Source organism: Streptomyces yongxingensis (genome assembly GCF_055597465.1).
On the sequence record NZ_CM145717.1, the window covers coordinates 9,360,122 to 9,376,079 of the forward strand.

Annotated in this window: 13 protein-coding genes; 6 read left to right on the forward strand and 7 right to left on the reverse strand. The window is 73.3% G+C overall.

Going from position 1 to position 15,958, the window contains the following annotated elements; translation table 11 throughout:
- Positions 1 to 17 precede the first annotated feature (17 nt).
- Entirely contained in the window at positions 18 to 2,363 is a 2,346-nt protein-coding gene (locus ACZ6TD_RS40075; protein ID WP_471346057.1) for a hypothetical protein, read from the forward strand.
- Here the strand turns inward: ACZ6TD_RS40075 and ACZ6TD_RS40080 are convergent.
- The 5 genes from ACZ6TD_RS40080 to ACZ6TD_RS40100 form a co-directional block, all read right to left on the reverse strand.
- Positions 2,333 to 4,768, reverse strand: a complete 2,436-nt coding sequence (locus ACZ6TD_RS40080) for a right-handed parallel beta-helix repeat-containing protein (protein WP_471346059.1) — start codon at positions 4,766 to 4,768, stop codon at positions 2,333 to 2,335. The two genes, ACZ6TD_RS40075 and ACZ6TD_RS40080, sit on opposite strands and share 31 nt — an antisense overlap.
- Positions 4,769 to 4,959: 191 nt before the next feature.
- The gene (locus ACZ6TD_RS40085) at positions 4,960 to 5,562 is read right to left on the reverse strand and encodes an Rv1733c family protein (protein ID WP_471346060.1); all 603 of its coding nucleotides are present in this window, start codon (positions 5,560 to 5,562) and stop codon (positions 4,960 to 4,962) included.
- An 81-nt stretch (positions 5,563 to 5,643) separates the two neighbouring features.
- Entirely contained in the window at positions 5,644 to 7,401 is a 1,758-nt protein-coding gene (locus ACZ6TD_RS40090; RefSeq protein WP_471346063.1) for a GAF domain-containing sensor histidine kinase, read from the reverse strand.
- A 115-nt stretch (positions 7,402 to 7,516) separates the two neighbouring features.
- Positions 7,517 to 8,512 (reverse strand): universal stress protein, encoded by a 996-nt coding sequence (locus ACZ6TD_RS40095; RefSeq protein WP_471358471.1) that lies wholly within the window; start codon positions 8,510 to 8,512, stop codon positions 7,517 to 7,519.
- 79 nt (positions 8,513 to 8,591) lie between these two features.
- Entirely contained in the window at positions 8,592 to 9,017 is a 426-nt protein-coding gene (locus ACZ6TD_RS40100; protein ID WP_471358473.1) for an ATP-binding protein, read from the reverse strand.
- Between the two features lie 260 nt (positions 9,018 to 9,277).
- Here ACZ6TD_RS40100 and ACZ6TD_RS40105 point away from each other — a divergent pair, with 260 nt between their 5' ends.
- Positions 9,278 to 9,727: a Crp/Fnr family transcriptional regulator gene (locus tag ACZ6TD_RS40105; protein WP_020873493.1), complete on the forward strand. Its 450-nt coding sequence runs from the start codon at positions 9,278 to 9,280 to the stop codon at positions 9,725 to 9,727.
- A 123-nt stretch (positions 9,728 to 9,850) separates the two neighbouring features.
- Positions 9,851 to 10,543: a response regulator gene (locus ACZ6TD_RS40110; RefSeq protein WP_471346064.1), complete on the forward strand. Its 693-nt coding sequence runs from the start codon at positions 9,851 to 9,853 to the stop codon at positions 10,541 to 10,543.
- A 388-nt stretch (positions 10,544 to 10,931) separates the two neighbouring features.
- On the opposite strand, the gene ACZ6TD_RS40115 is transcribed toward ACZ6TD_RS40110, so the two are convergent.
- Positions 10,932 to 11,429 carry a DUF6643 family protein gene (locus ACZ6TD_RS40115; protein ID WP_471346065.1) on the reverse strand — a complete coding sequence of 166 codons (498 nt, stop codon included), beginning with the start codon at positions 11,427 to 11,429 and terminating at the stop codon, positions 10,932 to 10,934.
- Positions 11,430 to 11,666: 237 nt separating this feature from the next.
- On the opposite strand from ACZ6TD_RS40115, the gene ACZ6TD_RS40120 reads away from it, so the two are divergent.
- Entirely contained in the window at positions 11,667 to 13,043 is a 1,377-nt protein-coding gene (locus ACZ6TD_RS40120; protein WP_471358476.1) for a TerD family protein, read from the forward strand.
- 25 nt (positions 13,044 to 13,068) lie between these two features.
- Here the strand turns inward: ACZ6TD_RS40120 and ACZ6TD_RS40125 are convergent, their stop codons facing one another.
- On the reverse strand, positions 13,069 to 14,379 hold the full coding sequence (locus ACZ6TD_RS40125) for a glycosyltransferase (RefSeq protein WP_471358480.1): 1,311 nt from the start codon (positions 14,377 to 14,379) through the stop codon (positions 13,069 to 13,071).
- Positions 14,380 to 14,459: 80 nt separating this feature from the next.
- Between ACZ6TD_RS40125 and ACZ6TD_RS40130 the strand changes: the two genes are divergently transcribed.
- Together ACZ6TD_RS40130 and ACZ6TD_RS40135 are read left to right on the forward strand one after the other, a co-directional pair.
- Positions 14,460 to 15,254 (forward strand): glutamate racemase, encoded by a 795-nt coding sequence (locus ACZ6TD_RS40130; protein ID WP_471346067.1) that lies wholly within the window; start codon positions 14,460 to 14,462, stop codon positions 15,252 to 15,254.
- 98 nt (positions 15,255 to 15,352) lie between these two features.
- Positions 15,353 to 15,910 carry a hypothetical protein gene (locus ACZ6TD_RS40135; RefSeq protein ID WP_471346069.1) on the forward strand — a complete coding sequence of 186 codons (558 nt, stop codon included), beginning with the start codon at positions 15,353 to 15,355 and terminating at the stop codon, positions 15,908 to 15,910.
- Positions 15,911 to 15,958 lie beyond the last annotated feature (48 nt).

The window sequence follows — 15,958 nt, forward strand, 5'->3', positions numbered from 1 at the left end:
ACGCGACGGAACAGGCGATGACAGCCCGGAAGGGCGGAGCGCCACCACCCGATCTGGAACTCCTCGTCCACGGAGTGGGCGGCACCACCCCCGAGGAGATGCTGGGCGATCCGCGCACCAGCCTGGTCACCGGCGACGAGACCGCGGCGGTCTACCGCAGGGCGGACGACATCGACGCCGAGCAGCGCCCGCCGGAGGACCGTGAGGGCCCGGACCGCGACGGCCCGATCCGCGAGGCGTACGTCTGGTGCAACCTCACCTCGGGCAACAGCTCCCGCGCCCTGTGGCTGCTTTTACTGCCGTTCATGGTCGCCAACCTCGCGCACTGGATGCGGCCCCCGGCCGACCGGCGCGAGCGGACCGTGCGCGCCTACGGCCTGCTCGTCCGGCTCGTGGCGCTCACCCTGACCGTGCTGCTGATCGCCGGGGCCTGCGAGGTGGCCCTGGACCTGGTCGCCTGGCAGTGCGCCGGTTCGGCCGACTGCGCCGGGGGCAAGTCCTGGCTCGGCTTCCTGTCCCCGGAGAACCACGGCTGGTGGAGCCAGCCCGGCCGCAGGCTCGCGCTCGCCGCGGTGCTGCCCGGCGCGCTCACCGGACTGCTGTGGTACCTGTCCAACCGCACCTGGAGCGCGTACGAGGCATCTCCGCCGCTGGAGCGCCCCGTCGACGAGTCCGCGCCCGAGGCGGGCAACCGCCCCGCGCTGTGCCTGCCCGGCTTCTGGTACGGCCGCAGGATCGTCGCCCGGCTGCGCGCCGCGCACACCGCCGCGGGCTTCCTCACCATCGCGGCGGGCCTGACCCTGCCCACCACCACCCATGACCGCGAACCGGGCGGCAGCGGGCTGCAGGACACCGCGGGCTGGGCGATGCTGACGCTGCTCTGCGCGGGCGCGGTCATGGTGGTGGCCGTGGTGTGCTACCGCGGCCGCAGCGAGACCAAGGTCGACGCGGAGCTGGACCGCCTCACCATCACCGCGCTGCCCGGTGCGGCCCTCGCGGTGCTGGCCCTCTCCGTCCTGTACGCCGGCTGGTCCCGCCCCGGCTGGGTCTCCACCGGCCAGCTTCCGGGGAACGAGGCGTTCTGCGCCATCGCCATCGGGGAGGGCGCGCTGATCGTGACCATGGCGGTGTGCGCCCTGGTCCTGCACCGGGCCGCGCCCGGCCGCACCCCGCTGTACGGGCTCGCCGGGCCCGCCGTCGCGGTGCTCGCCTGCGGGCTCGGCGCGGTGCTCGCGGGCGGTGTCGCCCAGCGCTTCGCCGACTGGCTGGACGGCGGTGGCACCCCCGGTGAGGGGCCGGGGATAGCGCCGCCGGTCCTGCTGACCTGGCTGGCCACGGCCATCCCCGCGCTGCTGCTGGTCCTGGTCGTCCTGCTGGTGATCTTCACCGTAAGGGTGTGGCGGGTGCGCGACCGGCTGCTGCCGACCATCATGGACGGCTATCCGGGGGAGCGGCCCGACGCCGTACGCACCCGGCGGATCGCGGGCACGATCGCCCGCGCGGGCCTCACCGACTCCGCCCCGTGGATCGTCGGCCCCGTCGCGCTGCTGACCCTGCTGTTCGGCGCCCTGGCCGTCACCGCGGCCTGGGTCACCGACGAGGTGCCGGGGCGGGCCGCCGACGGTGCGCCCGGGGCCGTGGACGCCGCCGCCCAGACCGCGCAGGCGCTGGGCTCCTGGCTGATGGGGGTGGCCTTCCTGATGCTGGTCACCTGGGCCCGCCGGGCCTACCGCAGCCCCTCCGCCCGCCGCACCATCGGCATCCTGTGGGACGTGGGCACCTTCTGGCCGCGCGCCGCCCACCCCTTCGCGCCCCCGTGCTATGCCGAGCGTGCGGTGCCCGACCTCACCTGGCGGATGGAGACCTGGACCCGCCGGTACGGCGGCCGGCTGGTCATCTCCGGCCACTCCCAGGGCAGTGTGCTGGCCGCCGCGGCGGTCTGGCAGGTGGACCACCGCACCCGCGGCCAGGTCGCGCTGCTCACCTACGGCTCACCGCTGGAGCGGCTCTACGGGCGCTGGTTCCCCGCCTACTTCGGGCCCGCGCAACTGCTCTCGCTCCACGGTGAGGTGCGCTGCTGGCGCAATCTGTGGCGCTACACCGACCCGATCGGCGGCCCCATCAAGCTGCCCGACGGCAGCGGCCCCGAGGTCGACTGCGACGCGCTCAAGGACCCGCTGGCCTACGGCCGTACGCCCGATCACCCGCTGCCCGCGCCGATCCTGGGGCACGGGGACTACCAGGCCGACCCCGTCTTCGACCGGGAGCGTGCCGGGCTGCTGGCCCGGCTCCCGGAGCAGACGCCGCCACCGGCGGAGGAGGAGACCGCCGGTCAGATGAGCTCCGGCAGGTCCTCGGGATAGAGCAGCGTGAGGTCGTCCGTGGTCGGGTCGCTCAGCTGGGCGACCCGGCCCGCGTGCCGCTCCACCATCGCCTCGAAGGTCTGCCGGGCGGTGCGGCCGTTGCCGAACGCCGGGCCCTTGGGAAGCGCCGTGAAGTACTTCAGCAGCCCCTCCGCCGCCCCCTCGCCGATCCGGTACTCATGCTCCTCGGCCTGTTGCTCCACGATCCGCAGCAGCTCCTCCGGGCTGTAGTCGCCGAAGGTGATGGTGCGCGAGAAACGGGAGGCCACACCGGGGTTGACGGACAGGAAGCGCTCCATCTCCGCCGTGTACCCCGCGACGATGACCACGACCGAGTCCCGGTGGTCTTCCATCAGCTTGACCAGGGTGTCTATGGCCTCCCGGCCGAAGTCCCGGCCGGAGTCCTCCGGAGAGAGGGCGTACGCCTCGTCGATGAACAGCACCCCGCCGCGCGCCCGGTCGAACGCCTCCTGGGTGCGGATGGCCGTGGAGCCGATGTGCTCACCGACCAGGTCCACCCGGGAGACCTCCACCAGATGGCCGCGCTCCAGCACCCCGAGGGAGGCCAGGATCTCCCCGTAGAGCCGGGCGACCGTCGTCTTACCGGTGCCGGGGGAGCCGGTGAAGACCAGATGGCGGCGGACGGAGGCGGCCTTGAGTCCGGCCTCCTGACGCCGCCGGCCCACCTCGATCATGTCGGTGAGGGCCCGCACCTCGCGCTTGACGCTCTCCAGCCCGACCAGCGCGTCCAGTTCGCCCAGCACCGCCGTGGACGGGCGGACGGCGACCGGGGGCTCGGTGGCGGGTGCGGAGGTCTGGGCGGCTCGCTGCGCCGGGACGCCGCCCAGCAGCCCGCCCGTCGAGGCGGTCTCCACGGCGGGCGCGGTGACCTGGGGCTGGGCGGGCACGCCCGGCGAGCCCAGCGCCGTGGTGGCGCTCTCGTCGCTGGTGCAGTCCTCGACGATCGGCCCCGCCTCGGAGAACTCGTAGCCCCCACGCGCACACCGCTCCGTACGGCACCGGGTCAGGGTGGTGCGGCAGCCGTCGATGATGTGGAAGCCATAGCCCCCGCTGCCGGTCACCCGGCAGCCGGTGAAGGTGCCGCGGCCCTCGGCGGAGACGTAGAACCCGGCCTCGGTCGGCCCGGAGACCGTGGTGCGCTCGACCGTCGGATCGGCGCCCTTGGTGACGATCACTCCGGTGGCGGCGCCGTCTATGGTGCAGTTGGCGAGGGTGCCGCCGCTGCCGTGGTCACGGAACCACGCCCCGGTGGCCGCCTCCCGGATGCGGCAGTCGTCGAGCTGGACGATGGCCCCGTCGCTGACCGAGACCGCGGTGGAGCGCACCTGGGACAGATCGCTGTCGACCACGTCGACCCGCGACCCGCGATCCAGGACGAACAACGCGTCCGGCACTTCGCGCACCCGGCACGAGTCGAGCACCGCGGTCGCCCCGTCGCTCACCCACACCGCCGGATAGTCGCCGGTGCTCTCGTGCAGCTCGCACTGGTTGGCGTCCACCCGGGTGCCCGGGTCCCACACCGACAGGCCGTTGCGCCCGAACCGGCGCACCGTGGAGCGGGTCAGCGTCAGCACCGAACGCGACCTCAGGTCGATCGCGTTCTCCGGGATGTCGTGGATCTCGCAGTCGGCGAGCGTGAGCACCGCGTCCGTGTCCAGGTTGACCCCGTCGGCCGTCGTACGGTGCACCCGGCAGTCGGTCAGATGCCCGGTCGCGCGCCCGGAGACCTGCACCCCGGAGCCCCGGATCTCGTACACCTCGCAGCCGACGGCCTCCAGCGAGGAGCCCTCACCGGTCAGCGAGAACCCCGCACCGGACGCGTGGTGCACCCGGCAGCGGTCCAGGCGCGGACGGGCGCCGCCGCGCACCGCAACCCCGGACTGCCCGGCGGCCACCACCTCGCACTCCTCGAACACCCCGCCCGCGCCGTCCAGCACGCTGAGCCCGACGCCCGCGGGGTTGTCCACGGTGCAGCGCCGCACGGTCGGGCGGGCGCCGCCGCGCACCTCGATGCCGACCGCCGAGCGCGTGGCGACCCGTACGTCCGTCAGCTCCGGGGTGGCGTCCTCGATCAGCAGCGCGGGGGCGGCCGAGTCCTGGCCCTCCACATGCAGATCCTGGACCACGGCGGAGGCGCGTATCGTCAGCGCGACTCCGTCCACCGGCGCGATCCGCACCGAACCGCGTGCCGAGCCCTCGGGCCCGCGCAGGGTGACGGCCCGGCCCACCACCAGATTCTCGCGGTAGGTGCCGGGCGAGATGGAGAGCACATCACCGTCCCCGGCGGCCTCCAGGGCCGCCGTGAGGGAGGCGTACTCTCCGGTGCGGCGCCGCCACCGCGACGTTCCGCTGTGCGTCACCTGGACGACCGAGCCCTGTGCCATGGTGCTGCTGTGCCCCCACCTCGTGCGTTGCCGGTGTGCGCGCCTGACCGCCGCTGCTGACTGCCGCTGCGCATATGGAATGCCCCACCGTAGCGTGCGCGAGGCGCCATGAGTTGACCTGGCTGTGGAGCACGGGGGGAGTTGTGCGTTCATATGACAACTCCCGGCCGGGCGTTGCCCGCTCGCACGGGTCAGCTGTCGGCGTCCGCCCGTCCCCAGTCCTGACCGGCCCGCTCCCAGGCGATGTCCCACTGTGTGTAGCGCCGACGCATGAGCCGCCATACGAACAGCCGCCGGGCGCCGTCCACCAGGACCGCCGTCACCCCGGCCGCGCCGATCCCGGCCAGCACGGCGTGGGTGGTGGCCGTCGCGGTGTCCAGCGGGCGGCCCACCGGGCGGCCGTGGTCGTCGGTCCAGATCCGGAACCTCTCACCGGGATCCGCACCGGGATGAGCACCCAGCGTGCCCTCGTGTCTGCTGCCGTCCGGCCCCGTCCAGCGGGCGAGGACGCGGCGATGGGCGTCTCTCGCGGAAGCGGTCTCGGGATCGGAGTCGATGGGCGGATGCGGCAGCACCTTCACCACGGTGGCCGAGAGCGGATGACGCTCGGCGCGCTGCTTCTGCGCGGCCTTCACCAGCGCCCCGTGGGCCAGGGACCCCGATGTCCAGCCGACGGCGGGGGCGACGAGCAGGATGATCGCCGCGGCGATCAGGGCCGCGCACGCCTCCATCACGTCCGTCTTACGGCGCAGCGGGTTGCGCCGCCAGCGCCACAGCCCCCAGATCATTCGCATGGATCACATACCCCCTTCCCCATTCGTGAGTACCGCATGGCGGGCCGGATATGCGCGTTATTCGGTGGAGAGAGAGCAATATCACGGGGCCATCCCTTTCGCCGTTCCGGCGGGCCGTCGGCGGTCCAGGGGGACACACCAGACCAGCCGGGTGCCGCCCGCCTCGGGCGACTCGATGTCCAAAGTGCCGCCCAGGAGTTCGGCCCGGGACCGCATATTGACCAGTCCTCCGCTGGGGGCGGCGCCCCCGGTGCCCACCCCGTTGTCCGTGACCTCCAGGGTGATGTCGGCGCCGACGGTCAGCCGCACCTCCACCCGCTGGGCATGGGCGTGCCGCACGGTGTTGCTGAGCGCCTCGGCCAGCACCGCCAGCACATGGTCGCCGGTCTCGTCCGGCACGTCGGTGTCCACCGGGCCGTCCATCAGCAGCGACGGGGCGAAGCCGAGGGTGTCGGAGGCCGAGCGGACGGCCTTGACCAGCCGGCGCCGCAGCGTGTCGGGTTCGCCGCCGTCGTCCCCGACCGTGCGCAGGGCGAAGATCGTGGAGCGGATGATCTTGATGGTCTCGTCCAGGTCGTCGACGGCCCGCCCCACCCGCTCGGCCGCCTCCGGGCGCTCGATCAGCCGGCCCGCGCTCTGCAGGGTGAGCCCGGTCGCGAAGAGCCGCTGAATGGCCAGATCGTGAAGGTCCCGGGCGATCCGGTCCCGGTCCTGGAGCAGCGCCATGTGCTCGGACTCGGCGCGGTGCCGGGCCAGTTCCAGGGCCAGGGCCGCCTGCGCCGCGAACCCCGAGAGCAGCTCCACCTCATGGTCGTCGAAGGGCTGCCGCCCGGCCAGCCGGCACAGCCGCAGCGCGCCGGAGGCCCGCTCGCCCGCGACCAGCGGTACGGCCACCACCGGGCCGAACTCGCTCTCCGGAGCCGGCAGCGGCCAGGATCGGGCCCGGGAGTCCAGCGTGACGTCCGAGGCGACCGCGGGGCGCCCGGTGCGGGCGGCGAGCCCGGCCAGCGAGCCGTCGGACGGCACCACGAGCCCGCCGATGAGCTCCGCGTCATGCCCCTCGGCCACCTCGACCATCAGCGAGTCGGCGCCGGTGGCCGGCAGCAGGATCGCCGCCGAGTCGGCGAGGGCCACCTGGAGGGCGAGCCGGGCGATCAGGCTCAGCACCTCGCCCGCCGAGGTGCCCGCCAGCAGCGTACGGGTGATGACGCCGAGCGCTTCCAGCCACTGCTCGCGGCGCCGGCTCTCGTGGTAAAGCCGGGCATTGTCGATGGCCACCCCGGCGGCTACCGACAAGGTGGCCAGCACCGCCTCGTCATCGGCGTCGAACTGGGCGCCGCCGCGCTTCTCGGTCAGGTAGAGATTCCCGAAGACCTCGTCACGTACCCGGATCGGCACGCCCAGGAACGAGCGCATCGGCGGATGGTGCTCGGGGAAGCCGTAGCTGGCCGGATGCTCCGACAGATCGGTGAGCCGCAGCGGCTGGGGGTGGCGGATCAGCTCGCCGAGCAGCCCATGGCCACTGGGTAACGGGCCGATGCGGTGGGCCTGTTCCTCGGACATGCCCACCGGCAGGAACTGCGAGAGCCGATGCCGGTCGACCACGCCCAGCGCGCCGTACTCCGCGTCGGCCAGCACCACCGCGGACTCCACGATCCGGCCCAGCACCTGCTCCAGGTCCAGCTCGCGGCCCACGCTGAGCACGGCCTCCAGGAGGCTGTGCATCCGGTCCTGGGTGGACCGGGCCGCGTCAAGCCGCGCCTGGAGTTCGTCGAGGAGCTGGTCGAGCCGGAGTTGGGGGAGGGCCGGATGGCGTCCCTGATCCGCACTGCCCGACACCTGGCCTCCATCCCCCCACGACCCTCTCACCAGCAGGGTAGCCGGGGCGGGGGCCGGTGGTGGCGGGGATGGAAGGAACTCGGCCAGGGGCGGGGCGCCGCTGGGGGACCGGCGCCTAGGAAACCGGCACCACGGCGACCGGGCACTTGGCGTGATGCAGCACGGCGTGGTTGACGAGGCCCAGTTGCATGCCGAAGTGCCCGTGCCGCCGCCGGGCCCCCACCACCAGCAGATCCGCGTGCGCGGAGGCGTCCAGCAGAGCCTTGCGCGCCGAGCCCTCGACCGGGCGGTGGGCCACCGGCACCGGCGGCAGCCCGGCCGCCGTGGCGCCGCCCAGCGTCTCGTCCAGGAGCTCGGCGGCGCGCCGCTCGTGCGCCTCACGCGCGCTTTGCGGCTCACGCGCCCCATGAGCCTCACGTGTCCCGTGCGCCTCACGTACCCCCTGCTCCTCGTGCGCGTCGTGCGCCTCGCGCCCGCCGTGGTTCCCGGGCCTCCCGTGGTCTTCGGGGCCCGCGCAGCGCCAGGCGTGCACCGCCTCCAGCTCGCCGCCGCGCAGCCGCGCCTCGCGGAGGGCGAACGCGACGGCGGCGGAGGGCGGCGCGGGCTCCTGCTCGCCCGGGCGCTCGCGCTCGGCGATCCCCACCACCACCCGGTTCATCCCGCCGCGCACGTTCTCCGGGCGGCCGCGCACCACGACCACCGGGCACTGGGCGCGGGCCGCGATGCCCAGTCCGACCGAGCCGAGCAGCAGCGAGGCGAACTCGCCGCGCCCGCGCGAGCCGACCACCAGCGCCTCGGCGCTCTTCCCGGCGCGCAGCAGGGCGGTGACCGCGTCGTCCGCCGCCAGGTCGGTCATCACCTTCAGGGCCGGCACCCGCCGCCCGGCCCGCTCGGCCGCGGTGGCCAGCACCGCCTCGCTGTGGAGCCGCTCGGCGGGGCGGTCGGCGGCCGTTCCGGGGATGTAGCCCTCGTACCGCTCCCACAGGGAGGCGTGGACGACGCGCAGCGGCAGCCCGCGGCGCCCGGCCATCTCGGCCGCCCAGTCCAGTGCGTCCGAGGCGGCGTCCGAACCGTCGACCCCGACGACCACGGGAAGCTCCATCGCGCCCACCGCCTCTCCTGCCGGCACTTGGAAATGCCCCTTCCCATTGTCCCGCCGAAGCGGTCGCCGAGGGAGTCCGGTGGCTCACTCAGCGCAGCCGCATGGCCAGCGTCACCACGGCGCCCACCGCCCCCGCGCTGATCACCAGCCGGTCGGTGACCATCTGGGTCAGCCACAGCCCGCGGCCGCTGGTCGCGCCGTCCAGCCCCGGCAGGATCCGCGGGATGACGTCCTCGGAGAAGCCGGGGCCGGAGTCGCTGATCCGGCACTCCAGCTCGTCGCCGATCCGCCGCAGCAGCAGGGATCCGGTGCCGCCCGCGTGCTCGATGGCGTTGTTGGCGATCTCGTCCACGGCCAGCACGAAGTCCCCGCGGCGGGTCTCGCTGAGCCCGGCCCAGGCCGCGCACTCCTCGACCTGCACCCGCAGCCGGGGCAGCTCGTCGGCGGTGAAACGACGGTGGAGCAGGTGTTCTCCGGCTCGGTCGGCGGACCGACGACGAGGGTCGGCTAGCACCAGTGCCTCCCGTTTGGTGACGAGTACGAGCGACAACACAGGGTCGGTGAAGCAGCCGAGGGTACGGGGAGCGGCGTCTCATCGGTCATAACGACCACGAATGACGTGTCATATCGGAAACGTGACCGGAAATGGGTAAGGGTGAAGCGATACCCGATCGACGGTGTATCGCTTTGGATCGGATGCCTCTCGTATGCACAGTTCGTACGCACAGTGACCGCCGAGGGGCGAGGGGGGAGAGGAGACGGCAGAGTGAGGTCATGATGGGACTTCTGAGCGCGCTGAAGACCGAACACCGTGAGCGGCTGATGGCGCTCGCCCACGATGTGTCCTTCCCCTCGGGCGGCCGCATCTTCGAGGAAGGCCGTAAGGCCGACCGCTTCTGGATCATTCGCACCGGCGCGGTCACCCTCGATCTGCATGTCCCGGGGCGGCGGGCCGCGGTGATCGAGACCCTCGGCCCCGGAGAGCTCATCGGCTGGTCCTGGCTCTTCCCGCCGGACACCTGGCACCTGGGCGCGGAGGCGCTCAGCCCCGTGCGCGCGCACGAGTTCAACGCCGAGGCGGTGCGCCGGCTGTGCGACGAGGACCCGGAGCTCGGCTATGCCCTCGCGCTGGCCTGCGCCCAGGTGATCGGGCGCCGGCTGCAGAGCGCCCGCACCCGGCTGCTGGATCTGTACGGGCCCTACGCGGGCGGAATCTCGCCATGACCGGGCCGGAAGGTGCAGCCGGCGGCCCGGGGGCCGAATGGCCCCTTACGCTTCCCCGCACCAGAACGTAAAGCTGGGCAGCCGGATCGCGACCGGCGACCCGCGCGCCATGGAGGTGAGTCCGTGCCCCGGACAGCCGACCCCGACGGCCCCATCGGGGTCTTTCTGCTCGACGACCACGAGGTGGTGCGGCGCGGGCTGCGTGATCTGCTCGACGCCGAATCCGATCTGAAGGTGGTCGGCGAGGCGGCCAACGCCCGCGAGGCCATCGCCCGCGCTCCCGCCGTACGGCCACAGGTGGCGGTGCTCGACGTACGACTCGGCTCCTCGGGCGAGGGCGGGGACCACGAAGGGATCGAGGTCTGCCGGGAGTTGCGGGCCCGGCTCCCCGACCTCGCCTGTCTGATGCTGACGTCCTTCGACGACGACGAGGCGCTGTTCGACGCCATCATGGCCGGGGCCGCGGGCTATGTGCTCAAGCAGATCAACGGCTCCGACCTGGTGTCGGCGGTGCGCACCGTGGCCGAAGGCCGCTCCATGCTCGACCCCGGCGCCACCGCCCGGGTGATGGCCCGGCTGCGCGGCCCCGCGCCGAGCGGGCCCGTGGAACTGGAGAAGCTGTCCCCGCGGGAGCGGGAGATCCTCCAGCTCATCGGCGACGGACTGACCAACCGGCAGATCGCCGAGCGGCTGTTCCTGGCCGAGAAGACCGTCAAGAACCGCATCTCCTCGATCCTGTCCAAGCTGGGCGTGGGGCGGCGCATCCAGGCCGCGGTGATCGCCGAGCGGATCAAGGAGCGCGAAGCGGGTCAGTGAACCCGTGGGCGGTGCCTGTGAGCGGTGCGGCCGGGAGCGGATGACGCCCTTACGGTGGCCGCCACGGTGGCCGCGTGCGTTTCGCGTGGAGCGCGAGACCGGTCCCCTTCCGGCCCCGCGCCCCACGCCGAACGGGGCGTGACCGGTCGACATGCTCATCACCGCAGTGGAGTGAGAGCCCGGCCCACCCCCGGTGGTGGAGATGGCTCGCGGAACTGCTCGGTCCAGCATCGCGGTGCGCCCCGCCGCCGGGGAGGGGCCGAACGGCCCCCATAAGTCGGGCACGGACGGCCCTCACAACGAATCAGGGGCCGGACGGGGACACCCCATCCGGCCCGGACCTTCCCGCGACCGGGCACGGCCCGGTCGCATCACCTCCCGACGTGTGTCAGTAGCCGCCTCCCGGCTGCGGCGACCGGCCGCCCGGGTACTGCTGACGCCCGTAAGGGTCGTCGTACGCGGCGGGCGCGGGCGCCGCCGGGCGAGGCGAGACCGGACGCGTCATGGCCGGGCGCATCGCCTCGTACCCCATCGGCGAGGCCGGTGCGGGGCGCTGCATCTGCGGCTGCTGGGCGCCCGGGTAGCCCCGCGGTCCCGTCGGCTGCGGCGGGATGTAGGGCGAGTGCGCCTGCTGCAGGCCGGTGGGCTGCGGCGCGTGCTGCTGGTAGCCCTGGTGCGTCGGCTGCGGGGAGGGGGCGGCCGGCAGCGCGGGGAGCGCCGAGGGCAGCGCCGGAAGGTGGCTTCCGGTGTCATAGGCCGACGGCACCCTGATGGGTGCGATCTGCGGTGTCCCCCGCTCGGCGACAAGACTGTCGTAGATGGGGGTGTCCGGGAAGGACGGCGAGGAGTAGTAGCCGCCACCGTAAGTGCTGCGGGGGGAGGTCATAGACCATAAGTTAAGCCCACCATGTGCTGATTGGGGAGTCCGGTAGGAGGGTTGTTTTCAGTGTTCGGAGTGGCCGTGGATCCCCAATCCGAGCGAACCAGGGAAAATCGGTCGTCAGGGTACGTTGAGATCGTGTAAAGAGCGCGTTTTCAGCGGGTAGCCACCCGTCGTCCGCGCTGTGCGGCGGCCGAGCGGCCCGATCCGAGTGAACAGAAAGGCAGGGGGACGGAAATGGCGATGCGCAAGGGCGGTAACACGCCAGTACCGGCTGACGCGGTGCGGATCGAGCTCGGCTGGCGCGCCGGACCGGGGGCACCGGACGTGGACGCCTCGGCGCTGCTGCTGGTGTCCGGAAAGGTCAGGTCCGACAGGGACTTCGTGTTCTACAACCAGGCGGCGCACTCCTCCGGCGCGGTGCGCCACGAGGGGAAGCGGACCGCGGGTGACACCGTGACCGACACCCTTTCGGTGGACCTCGCCCGGGTCGAACCCGCCGTCGACACCGTGGTCCTCGCGGCCTCGGCCGATGGCGGAACGTTTGGTCAGGTCCCCGGTCTGCACATCCGGGTGCTGAACGCGACGGGCGGCGCGGAGATCGCCCGCTTCGACAGCGAGGACGCCACCGTCGAGTCCGCCTTCGTCCTCGGCGAGCTGTACCGCAGGCAGGGCGCCTGGAAGTTCCGCGCGGTGGGCCAGGGGTACGAGAGCGGTCTTGCGGGGCTCGCCACGGACTTCGGCATCACGGTCGACGAGCCGCAGCGGACGCCGACTCAGCCCGCCGCCCCGGCTCAGCCCGCCGCCCCGCCGAACGCCGGGCAGAACCCGTACGCGGCCGCGCAGAACCCGTACGCGGCCCCCGCGCCGCCGTCCGGCCCGCCCGCGGGGGCGTACCCGCCTCCGACGCCCACCACCGTCTCCGCGCCCCTGCCGCCGCCCCCGCCCACCGCACCGGCTCCCGCGCCCGCCGCGGCGCCGGTGAGCCTCAGCAAGGTCACCCTGACGAAGGAGGCGCCCTCGGTCTCGCTGACCAAGCAGGGCGGCACCTCCGGCACCATGCGGATCAACCTCAACTGGCAGGTGCACAAGCAGTTCTCGGGGTGGGCCTCCAAGCTCGGCAGGGCCATGGCCATGCACAGCGACCTCGATCTCGACCTGGGGGCGCTGTTCGAACTCTCCGACGGCAGCAAGGGCGTGGTCCAGGCGCTCGGCAACTCCTTCGGATCGCTGCACCAGCCGCCCTTCATCCACCTGGACGCCGACGACCGCACCGGTGCCCGGGCGGCCGGTGAGAACCTCACCATCAACCTCGACCACCAGAAGCTGTTCCGCCGGATCCTGGTCTTCGTGACGATCTACGAGGGCGCCCGCAGCTTCGCCGACCTCCACGCCACGGTCACCCTGCAGCCGCAGTTCGGCGCCCCGATCGACTTCTCGCTCGACGAGTGCACCGTCCCGTCCCCGGTCTGCGCGCTCGCGCTCATCACCAACACCGGCAGCGAACTCGTCGTGCAGCGCGAGGCCCGCTATCTGGTGCCGCAGCGCGGCACCAGCCCGCAGCGCACCCTCGACCACGCCTACGGCTGGGGCATGAACTGGACCCCCGGCCGCAAGTGAAACCCCGGTGCACGGGGCGCGGCCGTCAGGGCGCGGCGCTGGGGCGGGCGTAGGTGCGTCCCTTCCAGGCCGCGCCCTGCCCGAGGTGGTGCCGCACCGCCGAGTCCACGGTCATCAGGAGGTAGAGAAGGGCCGTCAGGGGCAGCAGCGGCGCCAGCCACAGCGTCTGCCGGTAGTAGCGCAGCATCGGGATGTAGGTGCCCGCCATCAGCGCCCAGGCGGCGGCGCCCATCGCCAGCGGCGCGGGACGCTCCGTCAGCGCCCCGGCGGCCACGGCCGCGGGCGGCACGAGATACACCACCGCCAGGCCGGCGACCGTCACCAGCAACAGCAGCGGATTGTGGCGCAGCTGGGTGTACGCGCTGCGCGAGACCATCCGCCACAGTTCGCCCAGCCGCGGATACGGCCGCACGCTGTCGACCCGGTCGGCCAGCCCCAGCCAGATCCGCCCGCCGGACCGTTTCACCGTTCGGGCCAGTGCCACGTCGTCGATGACCGCCTGACGGATCGCCTCCGGGACCCCGGCCCGCTCGGCCGCCTCCCGGCGCAGCAGCACACAGCCGCCCGCGGCCGCCGCGGTGCGCCCCCGGGGCCGGTTGACCCACCGAAAGGGGTACAGCTGCGCGAAGAAGTAGACGAAGGCGGGCACGATCAGCCGCTCCCAGTAGGTCACCACCCGCAGCCGCGCCATCTGGGAGACCAGATCCAGCCCGTTCTCCTCGGCCGCGCGCACCAACTCCCGCAGGGAATCCGGCTCATGGGCGATGTCCGCGTCCGTCAGCAGCAGGTAGTCCACGCCGCCGTCGTCCTTACGGTCCGTGTCCTTACGGTCCGCGTCCCTGCCGTCCGTGTCCGTACCGTCCGTACCGTCCGCGTTCCCGCGGTCCGCGGCGAGGCGGGTCGTGGCGAGCGCCATGCCGTGCCGCACCGCCCACAGCTTGCCGGTCCAGCCGGGGCCGGGCTCGCCGGGGGAGTCGACGGTCAGTGGTAGCCCACCGTGCTCGTCGGCCAGTTCACGGGCCAGCTTCCCCGTGCCGTCCGAGCTGCCGTCGTCGATCAGGAAGATCTCCGCCGGCCCCGGGTAGTCCTGGGCGAGCAGCGAGGGCAGGCTGGCCGGAAGCACCGCGGACTCGTCCCGGGCGGGCACCACGACGGCCACCGAGGGCCATGCCACGGGCTCCGGCGGCCCGAACCCGTCCGGCTCCGGCGGCCCCGGCTCCGGCGGCCCCGAGCCGTCCGGGCCGGTCCGGGGCAGCCGGACATCCGTACGCCAGAAGAGGCCCTGGCCCAGCAGCAGCCACAGCCATGCGGCCAACGACCCGGCGGCGATCCACATCAGCGCGCTCACCCGCCGAAGTCTGCCCGAAGGTATGCCCGGCCGTCGGGCGCACGGGACCGATCCATTAAAGTGACCGGGTGAAGATCGCGCTTATGGACTCCGGAATCGGGCTCTTGCCCACCGCCGCCGCGATGCGCCGACTGCGACCGGACGCCGATCTCGTCCTCTCCTCCGACCCCGCCACCATGCCGTGGGGCCCGCGCACCCCCGAGGACGTCACCGAGCTGGCACTGGGCTGCGCCCGGGCCGCCGCCGCACACCGCCCCGACGCGCTGATCGTCGCCTGCAACACCGCCTCCGTCCACGCCCTGCCCGCGCTGCGCGCCGAGCTGGAGCCCGGGCTGCCGGTCATCGGCACCGTGCCCGCCATCAAGCCCGCGGCGGCCGGGGGAGGGCCGATCGCGATCTGGGCCACCCCGGCCACCACCGGCAGCCCCTACCAGCGCGGACTGATCCGCGACTTCGCGGACGGCGTCGAGGTGACCGAGGTGCCGTGCCCGGGGCTCGCGGACGCGGTGCAGCACGCCGACGACGAGGGGATCGACGCCGCGGTGGCCGCCGCGGCGGCCCGCACCCCGCGCGATGTCACGACCGTCGTCCTGGGTTGCACCCATTACGAACTCGTCGCCGACCGCATCCGGACCGCCGTACAGCAGCCGGACGCGCCGCCGATCGTCCTCCACGGCTCGGCCGGGGCCGTCGCCGCCCAGGCCCTGCGCCGGATCGGCGCCGACCCGTTCCCGCCGGACGGCCCGGTCACCCCGGGCGGTCTGACCGTCATCCTCGGCGGTCGCGAGGCCGCCCTGCCGGAGGTCGCCCTGACCTACGCCGAAGGCGCGCTCCTGGCATCCGTCGCCCCGACGCGCGCTTGACAGCCGTGCCTCGTGCGGTGAGCTGACCGAAACGCCCCTCACCAGCGGATTCACCCGCCCCGCTGCCGTGGTGCCGGAAGGTGAGTACGCTGCCAACCATGAGGCACCACGACCCCGGAGAGCCGACCGCCCACGGGCAGCCGCCCGCGGTCTGGATCGGACGCGCCCACAATCGCGTGCAGTGGCTGCTGGCCGTGGCGGGCGCCGCGTGCCTGGCGCTCGGTGTCGACCTCGCCGTCGACTCGTCCTGGGGCTCGGGCATCGCCCCGCTCCTGATGGCCGTCATCGGCTGTGTCGCCGCCGGGCTGCTGATGCTCTTCGGCACCCTCGCCTTCGTCCATGTGGCGGTACGGGTCGACGACGAGGTGCTGGAGATCCGCTGCGGCCATATGGGGCTCCCACGCCGCCGCATCCCGCTCAGCGACGTGGTCCACGCCGATGTGGCCCGTAAGGTCACCCCCTGTCAGTGGGGCGGCTGGGGCTACCGTTGGCGCCCCGAGAAGGGCACCGCCGTCGTGGTGCGCCGGGGCGAGGGCGTGGTGGTCCGCCTCGGGGACGGCCGCGTCTTCACGGTCACGGTGGATGACGCGGAGGCGGCGGTCCGGGTCATCCGCGACCGGCTGCGGCTGATCGCGGCCCGCACCTCCCAGGTCTAGCCGATCCCCGTTCCCCTCTTCCGGGGGATGCGTTCCCTTCCGTGGCAT